This window comes from Paraburkholderia sp. A3BS-1L, from assembly GCF_051125215.1.
Lineage (GTDB): Bacteria > Pseudomonadota > Gammaproteobacteria > Burkholderiales > Burkholderiaceae > Paraburkholderia.
This window is the reverse complement of sequence record NZ_CP120444.1, coordinates 956,944-975,498: the sequence shown is the minus strand read 5'-3', so window position 1 is coordinate 975,498 and position 18,555 is coordinate 956,944. Positions and strand designations below refer to the sequence as shown.

15 protein-coding genes are annotated in these 18,555 nt (G+C 61.3%); 7 read left to right on the top strand and 8 right to left on the bottom strand.

Going from position 1 to position 18,555, the window contains the following annotated elements:
- Nucleotides 1–101 precede the first annotated feature (101 nt).
- From P5W99_RS29565 to P5W99_RS29540, 6 genes are all read right to left on the bottom strand, one after another.
- Nucleotides 102–842, bottom strand: a complete 741-nt coding sequence (locus P5W99_RS29565) for a DUF6875 domain-containing protein (RefSeq protein WP_421027378.1) — start codon at nt 840–842, stop codon at nt 102–104.
- A gap of 3 nt (nt 843–845) precedes the next feature.
- Nucleotides 846–2,639 carry an alpha/beta fold hydrolase gene (locus P5W99_RS29560; protein WP_434664686.1) on the bottom strand — a complete coding sequence of 598 codons (1,794 nt, stop codon included), beginning with the start codon at nt 2,637–2,639 and terminating at the stop codon, nt 846–848.
- Nucleotides 2,640–2,653: 14 nt separating this feature from the next.
- Nucleotides 2,654–2,938 (bottom strand): acyl carrier protein, encoded by a 285-nt coding sequence (locus tag P5W99_RS29555; protein ID WP_421027376.1) that lies wholly within the window; start codon nt 2,936–2,938, stop codon nt 2,654–2,656.
- Nucleotides 2,939–3,034: 96 nt separating this feature from the next.
- The gene (locus P5W99_RS29550; protein WP_421027375.1) at nt 3,035–4,591 is read right to left on the bottom strand and encodes an amino acid adenylation domain-containing protein; all 1,557 of its coding nucleotides are present in this window, start codon (nt 4,589–4,591) and stop codon (nt 3,035–3,037) included.
- Between the two features lie 545 nt (nt 4,592–5,136).
- Complete coding sequence (locus P5W99_RS29545; protein WP_421027374.1) at nt 5,137–5,829, bottom strand: 2OG-Fe(II) oxygenase; 693 nt, start codon at nt 5,827–5,829, stop codon at nt 5,137–5,139.
- Complete coding sequence (locus P5W99_RS29540) at nt 5,826–6,629, bottom strand: 2OG-Fe(II) oxygenase (protein WP_421027373.1); 804 nt, start codon at nt 6,627–6,629, stop codon at nt 5,826–5,828. The genes P5W99_RS29545 and P5W99_RS29540 overlap by 4 nt, the downstream gene beginning before the upstream one ends.
- Nucleotides 6,630–6,841: 212 nt before the next feature.
- On the opposite strand from P5W99_RS29540, the gene P5W99_RS29535 reads away from it, so the two are divergent.
- Nucleotides 6,842–8,083 carry a multidrug effflux MFS transporter gene (locus tag P5W99_RS29535; protein WP_421027372.1) on the top strand — a complete coding sequence of 414 codons (1,242 nt, stop codon included), beginning with the start codon at nt 6,842–6,844 and terminating at the stop codon, nt 8,081–8,083.
- Between the two features lie 61 nt (nt 8,084–8,144).
- Here P5W99_RS29535 and P5W99_RS29530 read toward each other — a convergent pair whose 3' ends face one another.
- On the bottom strand, nt 8,145–8,357 hold the full coding sequence (locus tag P5W99_RS29530; RefSeq protein ID WP_421027371.1) for a hypothetical protein: 213 nt from the start codon (nt 8,355–8,357) through the stop codon (nt 8,145–8,147).
- Nucleotides 8,358–8,499: 142 nt separating this feature from the next.
- Nucleotides 8,500–9,555 carry a GlxA family transcriptional regulator gene (locus tag P5W99_RS29525; protein WP_421027370.1) on the bottom strand — a complete coding sequence of 352 codons (1,056 nt, stop codon included), beginning with the start codon at nt 9,553–9,555 and terminating at the stop codon, nt 8,500–8,502.
- Between the two features lie 32 nt (nt 9,556–9,587).
- On the opposite strand from P5W99_RS29525, the gene P5W99_RS29520 reads away from it, so the two are divergent.
- The 6 genes from P5W99_RS29520 (at nt 9,588) to urtB (ending at nt 18,555) form a co-directional block, all read left to right on the top strand.
- Complete coding sequence (locus tag P5W99_RS29520) at nt 9,588–9,806, top strand: hypothetical protein (RefSeq protein ID WP_434664683.1); 219 nt, start codon at nt 9,588–9,590, stop codon at nt 9,804–9,806.
- Nucleotides 9,807–9,953: 147 nt separating this feature from the next.
- Nucleotides 9,954–10,211, top strand: a complete 258-nt coding sequence (locus P5W99_RS29515; RefSeq protein ID WP_421027180.1) for a PAAR domain-containing protein — start codon at nt 9,954–9,956, stop codon at nt 10,209–10,211.
- Between the two features lie 2 nt (nt 10,212–10,213).
- Nucleotides 10,214–14,179: a type VI secretion system Vgr family protein gene (locus tag P5W99_RS29510; RefSeq protein ID WP_434664682.1), complete on the top strand. Its 3,966-nt coding sequence runs from the start codon at nt 10,214–10,216 to the stop codon at nt 14,177–14,179.
- A 7-nt stretch (nt 14,180–14,186) separates the two neighbouring features.
- A complete protein-coding gene (locus tag P5W99_RS29505; RefSeq protein ID WP_434664681.1) occupies nt 14,187–14,810 on the top strand; it encodes a hypothetical protein in 624 nt (207 codons plus the stop codon).
- A 697-nt stretch (nt 14,811–15,507) separates the two neighbouring features.
- Nucleotides 15,508–16,809: an urea ABC transporter substrate-binding protein gene (gene urtA / locus P5W99_RS29500; RefSeq protein ID WP_421027366.1), complete on the top strand. Its 1,302-nt coding sequence runs from the start codon at nt 15,508–15,510 to the stop codon at nt 16,807–16,809.
- A 135-nt stretch (nt 16,810–16,944) separates the two neighbouring features.
- Nucleotides 16,945–18,555, top strand: coding sequence for an urea ABC transporter permease subunit UrtB (urtB, locus tag P5W99_RS29495; protein WP_421027365.1), 1,611 nt, complete (start codon nt 16,945–16,947; stop codon nt 18,553–18,555).

Genomic DNA, 18,555 nt, shown 5'->3' with positions numbered 1-18,555 from the left:
CCAATTCCGCAGGTGAGATGGCAGATATTTATCGGCATTGAGCGCGCCGCCAGCCGATTGGGATCGGAGCAAAAAGCCTTCACGAATCACGCGCGCCACCGTCATGCCGATCCCGCCGCTCCGAGTTCCGCGATCCGTTTTTCGATACGCGCGACCTCCGCTTCCGGCAGGTTTTCACCCACCCATGAACGATAGTTCCGCAGTTCGCGAAGACGGACCTCGTCCGCGCTACCCTCGCGATCGATGAAGAGTGCGTCGTGGGACGACATGGCGCGCACAACAAATGCAGGCTGACTGCTGCGCATGGGCCGGAACGTTTCTGAATGAGCGCCTTTTGTCACGCTCAACGGATGAAATTCGCCAAGCATCAATCCCGCGTCCATAAACGCGGGTTTCAACAATGCATGGGCTTCGTCTATGTATTGATAAAACTGCGCTTCTTCCAGGCCACGAACGAATACACATAATGAAAAGAGCCGAGAATCTGCTTTCGCTGAGTCAAGCAGCCTGAGGTACAGGTCCGGGAACTTGCCCAGTATCGACAAATAGTCCCTGTAGTGCAGATCGGACGCGTCCCACAGGCAAAAAACCAGTGACTCTTCGTGATGAACAGGCTTCGCAAAAGGGCAAACCGCGCCGCGTCGGCCAAGGTCGGCATGAGGCTTCATGATGAAGTCCTCGAGCCAGCAAAGGCCCGTTTCGAATGTCTTTCTGGTGAAGGCGTCCGGGACGCAAGCGATCTGCGTCGACAGGCAGGCCGACCGCTCTATCTTCCGGACTTCCCGATCCAGTTCCGTGCGCACAGACGCGCGCGCTTCACCGCGTGTCATCGTGATCATCATCGTCTACATCCTGCACAACACACGCAGGTGCGAATCCCTGCAATCAGGAACGTCTGCGTGCCCGGCGTCGAGTGCCATCGCGAGCAAGAATGCTTCGAAACGCGCCATCACTATTTCACGCGCGGTGCGCGAGAACAACGAGTGATCCACCCTCTCGATCACCTCGGTCGTGACATGAGTCAGCGTGCGGAGTTCGCTTCCGTTTCGTCCAAAACGCATCTCCAGTTCATCGAGCCCTGCATCGAGCGAGCCGTAGATCAGCGATGTCTTTACGCCTTTGCGCTCGAGATCCGTCAAGAGCCTGCGGGTCGCGCCCGTGGAGGTGTTGAAGCCGAACCGTCCCTCGAACGGACTGCCGGCGAGCGACGTCAGGCGCACGGACCAGCGGCGCGCCAACTCCGCGGCGATCGCCAGTCCGTTCGCGCGGCCGGTCAGCAAGCGGAGCCATTTGCGCGGGTTGCGGACCGAGCGCCGATACACCTGGCTGGATTCGATACGCCGGGCACCCGGTTTCGTTTGCGGTCCACCCCAAAAGAAAAAAGGCAGATTGACCGACATGCAGCCCACCACGTCAGGATGGACCAAAGCCGCATGCATGCTGACCCACGCCCCCGAGCAGACGCCAAACGTCACCACCTCCCGGTATCCGGCCGCGACGAGCCAATCCACGCCGGCGCCTGCGTCGTCGACCGCATGCCGCGCATAGGTGTCATCGAGTGTCGGTGAATCTTCGTGATCCAAACTATCTCCCAGGCCGCCCAGATCCATGCGCAACGAGGCGATGCCTTGCGCCGCCAGCCTTCGCGCCATCAGCACGGCAAGCCTTGCGTCGCCGACGCGGTGAACGCCTCCTGTATTGACGATCAGCACGGCGGGCGCGCGGCGATTCGCGTGACATGGCCGGCAAAATACGCCTGCATAGCGTTTGCCCCCGAATACCACCGGCTTCTCGTTACCCGCCGCAAAATCGATGCGGGCGTCGGCGGCTGGCGCAAGCAATTGAGCCGCTGGCCGCGCAGGCATACCGGGCTGCAATCCCAGCCACGCCAGTACGCCGTCGAAGGCGCGTTGCGGCGCTACGCTGGACCGGGGGTCGACCAGGAACTTGTCGTATTCGGGAAAAATTTCCACGTCCGTGCGCACGCCCCAATCGCGATAGCGCGCCGCGAGTTCGTGCAGCGATGCGTTGTTGCAGACGTCCTGAATCAGCACGCGGCGTGCGGGACGACGCTCGCGTCGCGCGAGGTTGACCGCGGCGAGTGGCTCGAGCGTGTCCGCATGCACTTGAAACCCGAATGCCCCCACGGCCTCGCGCACCTCATCGGCGGTCGCGCTGCCGTTGGAGGTCTTGAGCCAGCTCTCATGCTGCATGCGCAGTTCGCGGATATAGCGCTTCCCGGCTATTACGGGCGCCATTAATACGAGCCCGTCCACGTCGCCCATTTCTTCGGCGGCCAGCGCCGCAAGCATCGCGCCCAAGCGCAATCCGCACAGGATCACGCGCGTTGCGCCGCTGACTGCGCGCAGATAGCGCGTCGCCATCTTGATGCTGTCGATCCATGCACGAAAACGCTGCGGATCTTCCTCGTTGCCGGTCGAATCACCGGCGCCTGGATAATCGAAGCGTAGAACGGATACGCCGCCGTGCGCGAGGCGCTCTGCCAACTCGCGCCAGCCGCGATATGCGCATAGTGCGTCATAGCCGAACGGATTGCACAGCACCACGCCAGTGCCTGCCTCGCCGCCCGCAGGCAGATGCAGCGACCCATAGCAGCCGCCCAGGGTGACGGGCCTCATGGTTGGCTTCATTCTCATGGCTGTCGCGGCAAGGCTGCGACGGGCACACGCGCGGCCTGCCCATCACGCACGAACGGTGCGAGCGTTCCGGCGAGCGCGTCGATGCTCGTGAACAAATTGAACGTAATCAACTCAGCCGGCATCTCGATGCCGAACGCCTCCTCGACAGCCAGCATCACGCGAATCGTGCCAAGTGACGACAGTCCGGCCGCGTATAGATCGTCGGCATCGCTCAAGGTTTCGACCGGCACGTCGAGGCATGCGGTTTCCGAAATAATGCGGCGCAATGCGGCTTTCATTGATTCCCCCTCTTACTGACATTCTTTCCAACATCCCGTGCGCGCGTTCCCGCACGACGACGGCTCGCTATGCGTTGCCTCGAACGAGCACGGGCATCAGACGGCCATCGTGTCGCCCGCGTATTGCCTCGCAAGCGCGGATCGGTCGATTTTCCCGTTCACGTTGAGCGGAAGCGCGTCAAGAACCTCGATCCGTTGCGGAACGGCGTGTAGCGGCAAGCGCTCGCGGCACGCCCGCTGAATCTGCCCGGGCTCGCCGCTGGCGTCGGTCACGAAGGCCACCAGCCCTGCGGCTTGGCCAGCTTCGTCCACCGGCCATGGAATCACCGCGCACTGCGCAGCCTGACTACACGTTTGAACGACACGCTCGACTTCCTCCAGTTCGATCCGGTTGCCGCGAATCTTGACCTGCGAATCCAGACGTCCCTCGAACACCAGGCCATATTGCTCAGTTATGCGAACGGCGTCGCCGGTTCGATACCAGCGTTGCGCGCGCCGGCCGGGATAGCGCCCGACCACGAAACGACTATTGCCGGCCTCGTCGGGCGATAGATAGCCCTCGGCAATCTGCGGGCCCGCCACCAGCAGTTCCCCCTTCTGTCCGTTCGCGACGGGGTCGAGTTCATCGTCGACAATCACCCACTCCACGTCCGGCAGCGCGCCGCCAAGCGGTACGACAGCGTGGCGCCGATCCTCGACGAATCCGGCATCGACCTCGAAATACGTGCAGGCGATCGTCGCCTCGGTGGGGCCGTACATATGCAGCAACCGGCTATGGGGTGCCGCGCGCATCCAGTCTTGCGCCAGAGAGCGGGCCAGCGGCTCGCCACCGAACAGGGATACCCGAAGGCTCGGAAAGGCGTCCGCCGTCAGCTTGCGCATCTGCTGCATGAATCCCGCCACCGACGACACGCTATTCCAGTGCGTGATCCCGTGACGCTTGATGAAGTCCGCGTTATAGAGCGGATCGACGGTCTCAGGCACGTAAAGGCAAGCGCCATTCGCCCAGCAGACGAACATGTCATGCACGGACGGATCGAATACTAGTTCGCATAACTGTATATATCGTGCGTCATCCGATTTTCCATGTATGCGCAACTGCCCGTTGATATAGGCACTGACGTTCGCATGCGTGATCGGCACGCCCTTCGGCGTCCCCGTCGAACCGGAGGTGAAGAGCACATAGGCAACATCGCTCTCCGCGCTCTTGCGCTGCACATAGGGCGCGCTCGGCAGCAACGGCAAAGAGAGGTCGTGCGCATCTTCGTCGAGCAGGAATATCCGTGGCGGCTGCGCAAGCAGCGGCAACACCTCCTCGAGCGCCCGGGCGCCATGCCGGTCGACCAGCATCAACGGCGCACCGGACTCTTCGATGATCGCGGCAATGCGCCTTGCCGGCATCCTCGTGCTAAGCGGCACATAGGCCAACCCGGCGTCGAGAATGCCCAGTATCCCCGCATAGGCGGCGGCGCTGCGATGCCCGAAGAGCAAGCACCGTCGCACGTCGTTGGTCCCGCCGGCCGCGTGCAGTCCCGACGACACGCGACGAGCCCATGCTTGAATCTCGCCGTAGTGGTAAGTGCACCCGCGTGCCCACAACGCCGGCATATGCGGTTGACTCGCGGCTGCATCGAAAAAGAAGGCATGCAACATCTGACGCTCCGGTTAACCTCGGGAAGACGTGGAATCCGCTGCAATCACGGCGGCGGTGGCATGCCAACCCGTCACCCATCGACTGACTTCCCAGATAGCCTTCGCAGCCGATAGCTGAGCGGGCGATTTGTATGCGTCGAGCATAGGGGAAGGCCGATTGCAGGGTAAAGTCAGGCCTTGTAACCAGATGTGAATATTATTGCGATGAGCGGCGAGCCCGCATTCGGATAGATAAAGGGACAAATAGCGCAAACCACCCGAATATATTGGAGCGCTTGACGTTGGCAGTTATTGGATTTATCCCGCCCCGTTTGATACAAACCCATCTCGTTGCACCGAAAACCCCCTATGTTCCGCCGCATATGTAATTTCGACGCAAGATCACAACGGCCATTTATTTTTATTTATTTTTTAAATTTTATCAGCAACGTTTTCACGAGCACATTCTCATTTATATTCATTTTCGGCGGCGAGTGCCAGAAATACGCGGCGGCCCACTTATTGGCTTTATGGGCATAACGTTTTTACCGAATCGCGTGCCTTTTTCAACGCGCATCGTGAAAAATCAACTCCATGCCAAAGCGCTCGCCGCCTCGCACGCGGCTGATCGCGTGCTTGAGCTTGACGCGGTAATGGCCTTGCGCGCCTTCGACGGGGCGCTGCGCGGTCGCGATGATGGCGGCGTCGCCGAGTGCGAGCGGCACGACCATGGGCCGCGACTGCATTCGCGGGCGCTGCTCGGTCATCACGAATTCGCCGCCCGTGAAATCGCGCTGCGGCGCGCTTAGCAGCGCGATCACCTGAAACGGAAATACTTGCTCACCCTCGTCGTGGCGATGCAGCGCGAGGCGATCGCCTGCGCGCAACCGGCTCAGATGCGATTGCGGCCGATGCTGTCCGGCGCGCCGGTTAGCTTCGGAAAAGGCCTCGAATTCGGCGGGAAAGCAGGGTTCGAGACCCGCCAGCGCATGCCAGCGGTTCGCCATGGGCGCCAGCCATCGATAGAGCGCTTCGCGCCACGCATGCAAGAGCGGCGGCAGGCCCTCATTGAAGTCGAACCGTTCGCCGTTGCCGGGTTCCGACGGCACGGACGAAAGCAGTCCATCCTCCAGCAAGCGCGCGAGCGCGCGTGCTTCGCGCGGATCGAAACAGTGTGGCAACACCGCGTAACCTTCGGCGTCCAGTTGCGCGCCCACGGCATCAACATCGAAACGTTCGATCATGGCGTGCGCATTCATGCCGGCTCCGATGTCGATGCCGCGCGCGCATCGTGAAAGATCAGCCCGAGCGTGTGCCGGGTGCCGCTGCGCACGACGCTCACGCCATGACGCATCGCCACGCGGCGCACGCTTGCGCGCCCACGCGCGCTCGCCGTCGTGTCCGGCCGCTGATTGACGGCGAACACTACGGCATCGCCCTGCTCCAGCGCGACAACGTCAGCGTGCTGATCACGGCTTCCCGTTTCGGTCATGACGAATTCGCCGCCCGTGAAATCGGTGCCCGGCGCCGAAAGCAGAATCGCCACCTGAAGCGGAAATACATGCTCACCGTAAAGGTCCTGATGCAGACAGTTGTAGTCGCCCTCGCGATAGCGCAGCATGAGCGGCGTGGGACGCGTCTGTCCGGCTGCGTGGCAGCGCGCGAGAAACGCGTCGAGCTCGTCGGGATACTGCACGTCGAATCCCATCTGCCGGTTCCACCGATTGGCAAGCGGCGCAAGGCGGCGGTACAGCGCGTGGCGCAGCCGTTCGAGCAGCGGCGGCAGCGGATAGGCGAAGTACTTGTATTCGCCGCGTCCGAAATTGTGGCGCGCCATCACGATGCGCGAACGAAAGCAGTCGTCGCGCGAATACAGTGCAGCAAGCTGCTCGCATTGTTGCACCCGGAGCACGGACGGCAGCACCGCGTTGCCATAACGGTCGAGCGACTCGATTGCGTCTGCCCAGATCGCGTCACCGCTTGTGGTCCAATTCGTAGCCCATTTCGTGGCCCAATTCGTGCCGCAGCCCCTTCGCGCAACCAGTTCTGCATCGGCCATATCTTGTTTCCAGTGGAAAATCGAACGAATCCAGTCTACCGGCGCGACAGCCGCAATGAACTCCGCACCTTGCGCTGCAATTCATGCGCGGCAAACTCGAACCACGGGGGAATGTTAGTATATGGCCCGCCGATGGCTTTGGTCATGGCGAAATCGTGCGGGACGCTATCGAAATACCCGGAAACGCCCGCTACGCACCCATTACTTCCCTCATGTCCGCCTCTTCCTCCAAGCGCGCAACGACGCTTGCGCGCGCAACCAACTCACCGCGCTTCCTGCTGGCGATGATCTGCCTGTACGCATCCGCGGGCCAGCTCGCCATCGACATCTACGTCCCCGCGCTGCCCGCGATGGCGCGCTATTTCGCGACCACGCCGCAGGCGATCCAGTCGAGCGTCTCGGGCTACATGGCCGCTTACGCGATCGGCCAGCTCGTCTTCGGCCCCGTCGCCGATGCATATGGGCGCAAGCGCGTGCTCGCGTTCGGGCTCGTGATCTACACGATCGGCTGCGTGCTGTCGCTCGCCGCGCCCAATCTGGAGACCTTCGTGCTGGCCCGCTGTCTGCAGGGCTTCGGCATCGCCACGACCAACCTGCTCGCCAAGGCCATCATCACCGACTCGTTCAGCGGCAAGGCGCTGATGCACGCGTACACCTATATGTCGATCACGTGGGGGCTCGCGCCCATCGTCGCGCCCGTGATTGGCGCGCACCTGCAAACGTGGTTCGGCTGGCAGGCCTGCCTCGTGTTCCTGCTCCTCTATTCGCTCGGAATGTGGGCGGTGCTTTGGCGCTATCGCGAGACGCTGCCGCAGCCCGTGCATCTGGAGCCGCGCACGCTCATGGCGAACGCGGGCAAGGTGCTGGCGAGCCCGGTGTTCCAGAGCTGTTTTCTCGCACAGGGACTGTGCTACAGCATCCTGCTCGTGTTCAATATCGTCGGGCCGTTCATGGTGCTGAACACGCTGCACAAGCCGCCGACCTATTTCGGCTATCTCGCGCTCGGCATCGGCATGATGTATTTCCTCGGCGGCCTGTCGAACCGGCTGCACGGTCCGCGCCTGCCGAGCCCCGAGTGGCGGCTGCGGTTCGGTTCGCGCGTGATGGCGGGCGCGGCGATCACGATGCTGGCGCTCTCGCTTACGGTGGGCCTGCAAGTCTGGACGCTCGCAGCGCCCGTGCTCGTGATGGGCTTGTGCGCGGGCGCGATGTATCCCACGCTGATGGCCAAGGGCAATTCACTGTTTCCGCACATTGCGGGCTTGACGAGCGCGATACTCGGATGCGCGCTGCTGCTCGTGTCTTCGGCGATGATGGGGTTCGCGGGCTTTGTTTCCGTGCACGTGCTCACGCCGCTTGCGGTGTTCTTCGTGATCCTCGCGCTCACGGTCGTCGTGATGGTGAGCAAGCTGCTGCGCTATCTCGAGCGGATGGAATCCGAAGCGGCGGCGTGAAATCGCCCGTGTGATCGCGGGCGGCGAGCGCATGAAGCGGGCTCCCCATACCGCGCCTGCACTACGACGGCAAGGTTCCCGCCGAGCCCTTCAGCGCATCATACAGCGACGCCATCGGCAAATCGCCAATCTCACTGCGAACGTAAGCCGTGAATGCGCGCTCGTACAACGCGCGCCCTTCCGAAGTGTCAATCGTCATATCGAAGCCGCCTAGCACCAGCTCGGCAACCGAATCAGCCTCGATCAGAATGTGTTCGGCTCTGTCCCTGTTCATGTCCACTCCTTGTTGCAGCGTGCCCTCGAATTTTAGAGGATACGCGCGGAAATGGGCGCATCGATACGTCAAACCGGGACTCGCCGTCCACCCGTTGACATGAGGACCGAATAGCCACGCGGGCCCATGCGCGCCAGCGAAATCAATGTACCTCGGGCAGCACGGGCGGCACGTCGGGCGTGTCCGGCAGCCGCGTCGTGCGGTATTCGTTGGGCGATTCGCCAAACTCCTTGCGAAACTCGCGGCCCAGGTGCGAAGCATCGGAGAATCCGCACGACGATGCAATATCGGCCACCGTGCGATCCGAACTCGTCAACAGCCACGAGGCCATGCGGATGCGAATCTGCCTTGCGTAGGTGCCGGGGGAGCGGCCCGTCTCCGAGGTGAACAGCCGTTCGAGTTGCCGAACCGACACTTCGAGCCGGCGCGCAAGCTCCGGCAAGCTCAGCGGCTGGCCAATATGCTGCTCCATCAGCAAGATGGCGCGCCGGACCTTGGGATGCGTGGCGGGCTCGAGGCCCGGCGGATGCGGCTGGGGCGCGTTGCCTTTCTGTGCATCGTCCACGAGCAGAATGCGCAGCGCCTTGCGCACGATCGTGGCCTCCACATGGCGCAACAGGATGGCCGCCGCCACGTCGATCGATGCCCGGCCGCCCGAGCACGTGATGCGCCGCCGGTCGATCACGAAGAGCCGGTCGGCAACGAGATCGCGCTCGTCCACGTGCGGAAAGCGCTCGACGAAATCCCAGTAGTGAAACCAGCTCACGCAAACCCGGTAACCGCTCATCACGCCGGCCCGCACGAGCGCGAACGCACCCGTGCAAACGCCCACGAGGGTGGCCGGCGTATCGGCCATGGCGCGGATGAAGGCGAGCGTCGCGTCGCTGGCCGAGGGTCCGGAATGCAGCAGCCCGCCCACGATCACCACGTAATCGAATTCCCCGGCTTCGGCGAAGGTCGTCCACGGCGTGATCTGAATCCCGCAACTGGCGCGCACGGGAACGAGGTTTTCTCCGACGATGGTCCAAGAGCAGCGCACCGGCCGGCTCATGTCGCCCTCGTCGCTCGCGAGCCTCAGGAGGTCCACGAAACCGGAAAAAGCCGTCAAGGTGAAGTTGGGCAACAGCACGATGCCGAAGCGCAACCGCTGCGGGTTTCTGGCCTCGCTTTCAATGCTGTCAATCAAGTGGGTCGTCATGGGAGAACGCCTGCATCAATGCATTCCAGACAATGGAAACAAAGGAGAATCATCTCATAACGGCGCAGGCGAATACCGACCAGATCGGCTTCGACGATGGCGACGTGAGCCGCGACAGCGAGCCGATGCACGCTACAGCGTTCGGCGAGGCTTATCGCCGTTTCCTTCGTACGCTGAGTGACGCGTATGGCGTCTTCCCATTCGGGACTGGGATAGCTAGAAAAAATTTATCGAATATCAAACGGATATGAATTTCCGGGCCGCGTGATGCGCACGACATAGCTTCCGGCCCGGTTTTCGGATTTTTCGTGTTCCAGGCAAAAACTGGCTAGCAAAGGATAGGCGTCCGCGAACAACGCAAGTTGCCGCCACCCCCTTTCCTTTGGAGGTCAGAGCCGATGAGAGACGCAGTAACGGGGCGCGACGTTGCGCGCCTGGGCGATATCACAGACCACGGCGGCGAAGTCATTCAGGCCGCGTCGAACCTCACACACCACGGCGTACCGGTCGCGCTCGACGGTCACCTTGTACGGTGCGCGAAATGCGGCGGCGATTTTCCAATCGTCGCTAAGGGCAGGCGCACGCATGGCGGCGTGCGTGTGGCGTTCATCGGTGACACCACAACCTGCGGCGCGACATTACAGCGGGGGACCTGAGCATGTGGTTCCCCAGAAAATACAACACCCCCGTGCGCATGCGCGGTCCCGAATTGCCCGTACGGGAAATCACCCTGCAAAGGGGGAGACGGGAACAGGACTACAGTGAGGACGTCCTTCTGCCGCGACGCATTACAGGCCATGAAGCCATCGGGCAGCTTTTCGAATATCGCATCGAGGCGGTCAGATCCGTTCCCCACCCGGAGTGGTTTGCCACCGACGAATTCGAAGTCGATCTCGACGCCATCAAGGGCTCGGCCATCACGCTGACATTCAAGGACGTTTTCACAACAAGTCGCCACTGGCGCGAGCCCCATGACCGCGAACGCACTGGCATACGCGAAATCACCGGCATCGTTGCAGATGCCGAAGTGCTGGGCACCGAAGGCGATAACGTCGTCTATGAATTCGTGCTGCGTCCGATCTGGTGGTGCGCGACGCTGCGTAAAAACTCGCGCATCTTCATTGAAAATAGCATCTGTGACATTCTCCATACGATCCTTAAATCGTACAGCCACGATATCAAATTTCGTATCGAGAACACGCCGTCTCCGCGACGCGATTTCATCCGGCAGGCATCGGAAACGGACTGGAACTTCTGCATGCGCCTGTGCGAGGAATTCGGCTTTCTGATCTGGTTCGAACATAGTAAAGGCCGCCATTTCCTTGTCATCGCGGACAGCATCCGTGCCTGCAAGGCGCAGACCGCGCCCTACGCAACGCTGCCTTATCGTCCCAATGGCGGGTATCTCGACAGGGAATATGTCACGCATCTGTCCTGGCGCACGTCGGTTGCGCTCAACAGGGTCGTAGTCCATGACCACAGCTATATTTCGCCGCGACTGAGCGCGAACAGCGCGCCATATCGCGAAGAGTACGGTATCAAGCACGGAAATAGCCATCCAGACATCTTCGATAGTGAACGAATCGAGTCCTACGAGCCCGCCGAATACGCGCAGCCGGAAACAACCCGCTACCACTCGAAGCCGGTGGATAGTCCGGGACCGGAGGAAGCAAAGGCCTGGCGCAAGGAGGCCCAGCATCTCGCGCGCGTGAAGCTCGAAGCCGCCCGCTGTGGGCGCATCCGTGCGAAGGGCCAGGGCGCGCTGCGTGGTATCGAATCGGGCAGGACATTCACGCTGACGGACCATCCGCACGCCGGGGCGAACGGCGAATATCTCGTGCTCGATTGCAGGATCGATATCCGGGGAACTCAGGGGCTGTCGTCAAAGCTCGACGGTGGCGTGGCGGAATATGAGTTTGACGCCCAGTTCGAACTGCACCCCACGCGAGAGCCCTATCGCATGCCGCAGGTCACGCCGCGTCCACGCATCGAAGGATACGAAAATGCGGTGATTGTCGGGTGGGAGCAGCACCCGATAATGGTCGATGCCTATAACCGTGTGCGGATCCAGTACGCCTGGGACCGGGAGGGCAACTATCACGGGAATACGTCCATCTGGGTACGCCTCGCGCTGCCGTGGCAGGGCGACCAGATGGGCGTGGTGATGCACGGGCGGCCCGGTCAGGAGGTGCTGGTCGCGTATGTCAACGGCGATCCTGACCGGCCCATTGTCGCTGCGTTCGTGTCGAATCAGGACAACATGCCACCGTGGAAGCTGCCGGCAAATCGTGCGCTCACCGGCATCGTGAGCCGCACGCTCGGTAACGGCAATACATCGAACCATCTCGTGCTGGACGACACGGAGAATCGTCAGCAGGCCCAACTGGCATCGGATCATGCGAAGAGCAGCCTGAGTCTGGGCTATATCACGCGCATCGAAGGCAACGAAGGGCGGCAGGAGGGGCGCGGCGAAGGCTTCGAGCTACAGTCAGAAAAGCAGGGCGTCCTGCGCGCACTCGGGATGCTGCTGACCACCATTGTGAAGCTCGGCGCGGCGGGCAAGATGAAGGAGATGGGCGAGACCATCGCCCGACTCACGCGTGCGCGCGACATTCACAAGAGCATGGCGCGGCAGGCGCAGCGGCACGGCGCGCAGGACGCGGGCAGCGATCAGTCCAGCGTGACCGCAAGCATGCGCCGCGACAATGCCGAGTTGCGCGGCAAGCCTGCTGCCGGGGCGCATCCGGGCGTGGACGATTTCCCCGAGTTCGAAGCGCCGCACCTCACGCTTTCGAGCGCGGCGGGCATCCAGACGGCGGCGGCGGGCAGCACGCACATTGCGAGCGACGAACACACCGCGATGACCACTGGCGGGCATGTCTCCATCGCGACGGGCAAATCGTTCCTCGCTTCGGTGCGCGAGACCATCTCGCTATACGCGCAGAAGGCGCTGTCATTTGTCACGCCGGGACCGGTTCGTATCGAGTCGCGCACCGACTCGATGACGCAATCGTCCCAGAAGGACATGACTATTACGAGTACGCAGGGCATCGTGGAGATAACGGGAAAGAACGGCGTGGATATTCGCTGCGGCGGAACGTTGCTGCGCATGCGCCCCGAAGGTCTTACCATCTATACCGATGGAAAATTCCTCGTTCACGCGGGGGACCATGCGACCGACGATCCGCAGGCGCGACCGGTTGATTTCCCCGTTACGCCCGACAACCCCGGCAAGTACGCAGCGCATCATGTACTGGTTGAGGACGGCGGCGGCTTCGCGGTGGCGAATCAGCCGTACCGCCTCACGCTCGATGATGGACAGATCATTGAGGGCGTGACGAGTGAGCTGGGCGAATTGCAGATGGTGACAAGCAATACCATATCGTTCGGCGTGGTTGAGTTGATGTCGCAAAGTTCGCCTGATGACGTAATCGGCGTGACCCATGTAACGGTCTACGACGATGCCAGTCGCTCGGTTACCCCGCCATCGGAGCCTCCCGCGAAACGCACTACGACCATTGGCGGCAAGAGCGCGAGTACCCCCGATGAAAACGTCACGTCACAAGCCAAGCAGCCTGAGTACTTCACCTGCGATGCGCTGAATTTCGGTCTCCGGCGGTATCGGCTTCTCAAAGGCGCAACAGCGGAAGACACACCGTTGAAGTATCAACGCCGCGACAACATCGAATATCCGGTCGCGAAGACGTATACAGCGGCAATCAAGACGGCACTTGAAGCGATAGACTGGGTAGGACTGGATAAAGGTCCGTCGAACGTATTCTACGAAACGATCGTTTCAGCCATTCAGCCGTCGCTATGGGCTGCGCTTCAGGACGGACCGTTCGGATTGCGTGCTGGGTCCGAAGAAAGATACGGTGCTATGCCTGAAGTCGTGATTGTTGGACCGGAAGGGTATCCGAAGTACGGAATGAAAGCCGACTACGCAGGTGGCTTTGTATCGGAATATTGGACCATCGCGATCAACACAACACGCGTGGACAGGATTGTGAGCTATGCCAAACCATTGGACGATAAATCATTGACAGGAAAAGCTCTCGACACTGCACGGAGGAATTTGAGCGAGACGCTTCGTGATATTGCAGATACGCTCTATCACGAATCACGGCATTGCCAACAACGGTACTGGATGATCTCCCTGTTTCACAGCTACCCAGGCGACTATGCAAATTTCAGAGGGTTGGGAATTTGCTACCAAAATACCGTTAATGATAATGCGCTCACAATTGCGAGTGGGACAAAATTCCCCGCGGATGAATTGGCAAAAATCGGCATGCACCGGATGCTTGTATTCGACTACTACTGGAGAATTTGTGGAAAAACAACGAAGGCCAATCCGAAGCTTGCACCGATCCTGAAGGATCTCGAAATTGTCGAGCAGGAAGTATGCAAGTTGAGGAACGTTACGCCGGAAGTCGCGAAACTGATGGTAGATGAAAAGAAAGGCTATAGGAGTCAGTTACATGAAGAAGACGCATGGACGTGTGGTGAGATTGTTACTTCATACTGGCGTGATCCTGATGGTAAATTCCGGGTCAATCCAGGCGCATGCACAAAGCAGTACGGCGATACAGTCACCGCAATCGGAGGCAAGCCCAATGCATGAGCAGAACATGGACAAGCAACATGAAGCCATTCTCGCAATGCTCGATGAGGCCATGACGATCCTGCGTGACGGAAAATCATTCAATCCGGAAAGTGGAATTTTTGGAGTAATCAAATCTACGGACGAAGGCCCCGAGAATACAGGACGTGTCTATCGATATGAAAACGACACGATGCCACCATCGAAACTCGTAATGACTACGGAGGCTGATCCATTGAATTACTTCGAGGACCGATCAAAAGTAGCAGTTGTGCCGTCACAACTTCTTCTCCGATTCTATAAGCCGGTTCGTGGGTTTACGTGGACCGAAATACAAAGGCGGCTCGATCTAGCCGATTACTGGGTCGATACAGGCGGTAACAGGCAGGAGGGCAACTGCTTTCCTGCGTCGCCGCCTAACGACTGGATCACGATCTGTCGCTACCGCGCGAACGAGCATATCGATAGCCGCTTTCCGGTCAATGTCGAGTTGGGCTTCTTCGGCCCGACAAAGGAAGGTATGTATGACCTTGACCGCGTAAAAATCCGCCGCGCCTACCCCTACCTGACACCCGAAATGCGCAAGCAGAAGCGCGAGGAAAAAGCCCTGCGCATCCGCGAGAGCGGCTACACCGGGGTGATAGACGACTAACCGTCCGATTCGAAAACATGGTCACCGACCGTGAGGCCAGGTGACTATGCTCCGACGAATCCGACACAAGCTCGTCGTGGCGTCCAATCGATCAACAATGGAGGCGATACCTGCATGGTGTTTGCCAAACGCATCAACCTGGGTAGTCGACCCGCAAGGACGAGAAGTTTCCGGAGCGCACCATGCGAAAGAGCGACGGCGTCAAGATTCATGACGCAGGCCCCGTAAAGATCTGGCGGTGGGAAGCATTTCCGAAGGCCGGGGACGCCAAATGACCCAGCGATTCGACCGTATAGTCGAGCGTCGCCGCAGTGCGCGTTACTCATGCTCGCGTATCCCTACCTGCGCCCGAGCAACGCAAACAGAAGCGCGAGGAAAGGATTAAACGCATTCGTGGAAGCGGCTAGCACGATCGCACCGGGCCGCACGACGCGCAGCAATTCACGCATGAGCGCCAACGGCTTTTGCGTGACGTGTAAGCCTGGCCCGTCCCTCAATGCGTGCGCCGCGCACCACGATGGCGCGCGCGCACCGACATCATCCATCGTTGGCCCGCCTTCCGATCATTCAATCCGCACACCCGTCCGTGGTCCACCCGGATTGCGCCCCGCTTGCGCGCATTGGCCCGGAAGTTGCATTCACTCGCGGTCGTTCTGCCTCCTGGATCCACACCACCTTTAATCCTTAAGGACGATAAATGAAAAAGCGCGAGTTTCTGAAAATGGCATCGGCAGCGGGGATGGCGGGGATCGCAGCACAAGTACCTGCCGTATTCGCGCAGAGCGCCGACAAAGGCCCGATCAAGGTTGGCATCCTCCACTCGCTGTCCGGCACGATGGCGATCTCGGAGACGTCGCTGAAAGACACCGCGCTGATGACGATTGCCGAAATCAACGCAAGCGGCGGCGTGCTGGGTCGCCAGATCGAGCCGGTGGTCGTGGACCCCGCGTCGAACTGGCCGCTCTTCGCCGAGAAGGCTCGCGGCCTTCTCACGCGCGACAAGGTCGCGGTCGTGTTCGGCTGCTGGACCTCGGTGTCGCGCAAGTCGGTGCTGCCGGTGTTCGAGGAGTTGAACGGCCTGCTGTTCTACCCGGTGCAATACGAAGGCGAGGAGATGTCGCGCAACGTGTTCTACACGGGCGCCGCGCCGAACCAGCAGGCGATTCCCGCCACCGAATACCTGATGAGCGCCGAGGGCGGCGGCGCGAAACGCTTTTTCCTGCTCGGCACCGACTATGTCTACCCGCGCACGACCAACAAGATCCTGCGCGCATACCTGAACTCGAAAGGCGTGCACGATGCAGACATTCAGGAAGTCTACACGCCGTTCGGGCATAGCGACTATCAGACCATCGTCGCCAACATCAAGACCTTCTCGCAGGGCGGCAAGACCGCGGTGATCTCGACCGTGAACGGCGACTCCAACGTACCGTTCTACAAGGAGCTCGGCAACCAGGGGCTGAAGGCCACCGAGGTTCCCGTCGTGGCGTTCTCGGTGGGCGAGGAAGAACTGCGCGGCATCGACACGAAGCCGCTCGTCGGCAACCTCGCCGCCTGGAACTACTTCATGTCGCTGCGCGATCCGCAGAACACGAAGTTCAAGACGATGTTCGCCAACTGGGTGAAAAAGAATAATCTGCCCGGCGGCGACAAGCGCGTGACGAACGATCCGATGGAAGCGACCTACGTGGGCATCCACATGTGGAAGCAGGCGGTCGAGAAGGCGAAGAGCACCAACGTCGACAAGGTGCGCGTCGCGATGATCGGCCAGAAGTTCAATGCGCCTTCGGGCTTCGAGCTCGAGATGGACGGCAATCACCATCTGCACAAGCCGGTGATGATCGGCGAAGTGCGCGCGGACGGTCAATTCAACGTGGTCTGGCGCACCAAGACGACGGTGCGCGCACAACCGTGGAGCCCGTTCATCGCTGGCAATCAGGGCAAGCCGGATGTGGTGTCGTCGATTCCGGACTTCCTGCGCCGACGTCGCGTCGCGTGATTGCCTGATCGATGCATGGCCCGCGATGGGCCAACCCGTTGTGGGCCAGCCCTTGATGGGCCAGCCCGTCGTGGTCCACGCCGCCCGCCGCGCTCCGGCGGGCGCTCTCAACCGCTGCACGATGCACGCCATTACATGACCCATAGCCAATCGCTGCGCGCGCTGCTGGTTTCGATCCTGCTCGCGCTCGCCAGTCCCGCCGTCTTTGCGTTGACGGCCGCCGATCTCGCTGCGCTCGCGCAAGACGACTTCGACGCCAAATCCGCGGCGATCGACAAGTTGATCACCAGTCACGACGCGCCGTCGCGCGCGATGCTCGAGGCGCTCTCGGAGGACAGCGTGCTCGTGACCGATAGCGGCGAAGTGCTGCTGCAAAACGGCGACACGCTCAAGGACGCCGTCACCGGCAAAACCGTTGCCGCGAGCGACGCGCAACCGGTGACGCTGAATAATCTGCTGCGCTCGAAAGTGGCCGGCGCGCTGTCCGGCTTGCAACTCGATTCACCGGACTTCGCCACGCGCCGCTCGGCCGTCGAAGCGCTGTTGAAAAATCCCGATCCGTCGATGAAGGCGCAGATCGACGCGGCCCGCGCGAAAGAAACTGATCCGGCCTTGAAGCGGCGCCTCGACACGCTATGGGCGATGACCGCGCTGCACAACCCCGATGCCGCGACGCGTCTCGAGGCGGTAAAGCTCGTCGCGGCGCGGCAGGATCTCGACATGTACGAGCTGTTGCGTCCGCTCGTCGCGAAGCAACCCGACGGCACTTATGCCGAGCCGGACGCAGCGATTCGCGCAGCCGCTCAGGAAGGCATCGACTCGCTCGACGCCATCCAGCGCCGCAGCGAGATCGCCGGCACCGTGTTCGCGGGCCTGTCGCTTGGCAGCGTGCTGTTGCTCGCGGCACTTGGCCTCGCGATCACCTATGGCCTGATCGGCGTCATCAACATGGCGCACGGCGAATTCCTGATGATCGGCGCTTACGCGACGTATGCGGTGCAGAACTTCATCCAGCACTACGCACCCGGCGCATTCGACTGGTATCCGCTGCTCGCGATTCCGGCCTCGTTCCTCGCGGCGGCGCTCGTGGGCATGGCGCTGGAGCGGCTCGTGCTCAAGCACCTGTACGGCCGCCCGCTCGAGACGCTGCTCACCACCTTCGGCGTGAGCCTGATTCTGATCCAGGCCACGCGGATGATCTTCGGTGCGCAGAACGTTCAGGTGTCCAATCCATCGTGGATGAGCGGCGGCGTCGCCGTGCTGCCGAACTTGATCCTGCCGTATAACCGCATCGCGATTCTTGCGTTCTCGCTGATCGTCGTCGGCATCGCTTGGGCCGTGCTGACGAAAACGCGGCTCGGCCTGTTCGTGCGCGCCGTCACGCAGAATCGCCACATGGCAGCGTGCGTCGGCGTGAAGACGGCGCGCATCGATTCGTATGCCTTCGCGTTCGGAGCGGGCATCGCGGGGCTGGGCGGCTGCGCGCTCTCGCAGATCGGCAACGTCGGTCCGGACCTGGGCCAAGGCTACATCATCGACTCGTTCATGGCCGTGGTGCTGGGCGGCGTGGGGCAGATCGCCGGCACGGTCATCGGCGGCTTCGGTCTCGGTCTCGTCAGCAAGGCGATTGAGCCGTTCTGGGGCGCGGTGCTCGCGAAGATCGCGGTGCTCGTGCTCATCGTGCTGTTCATCCAGAAGCGTCCGCAGGGCCTGTTCGCCCTGAAGGGCCGCAGCGCGGAGGCCTGA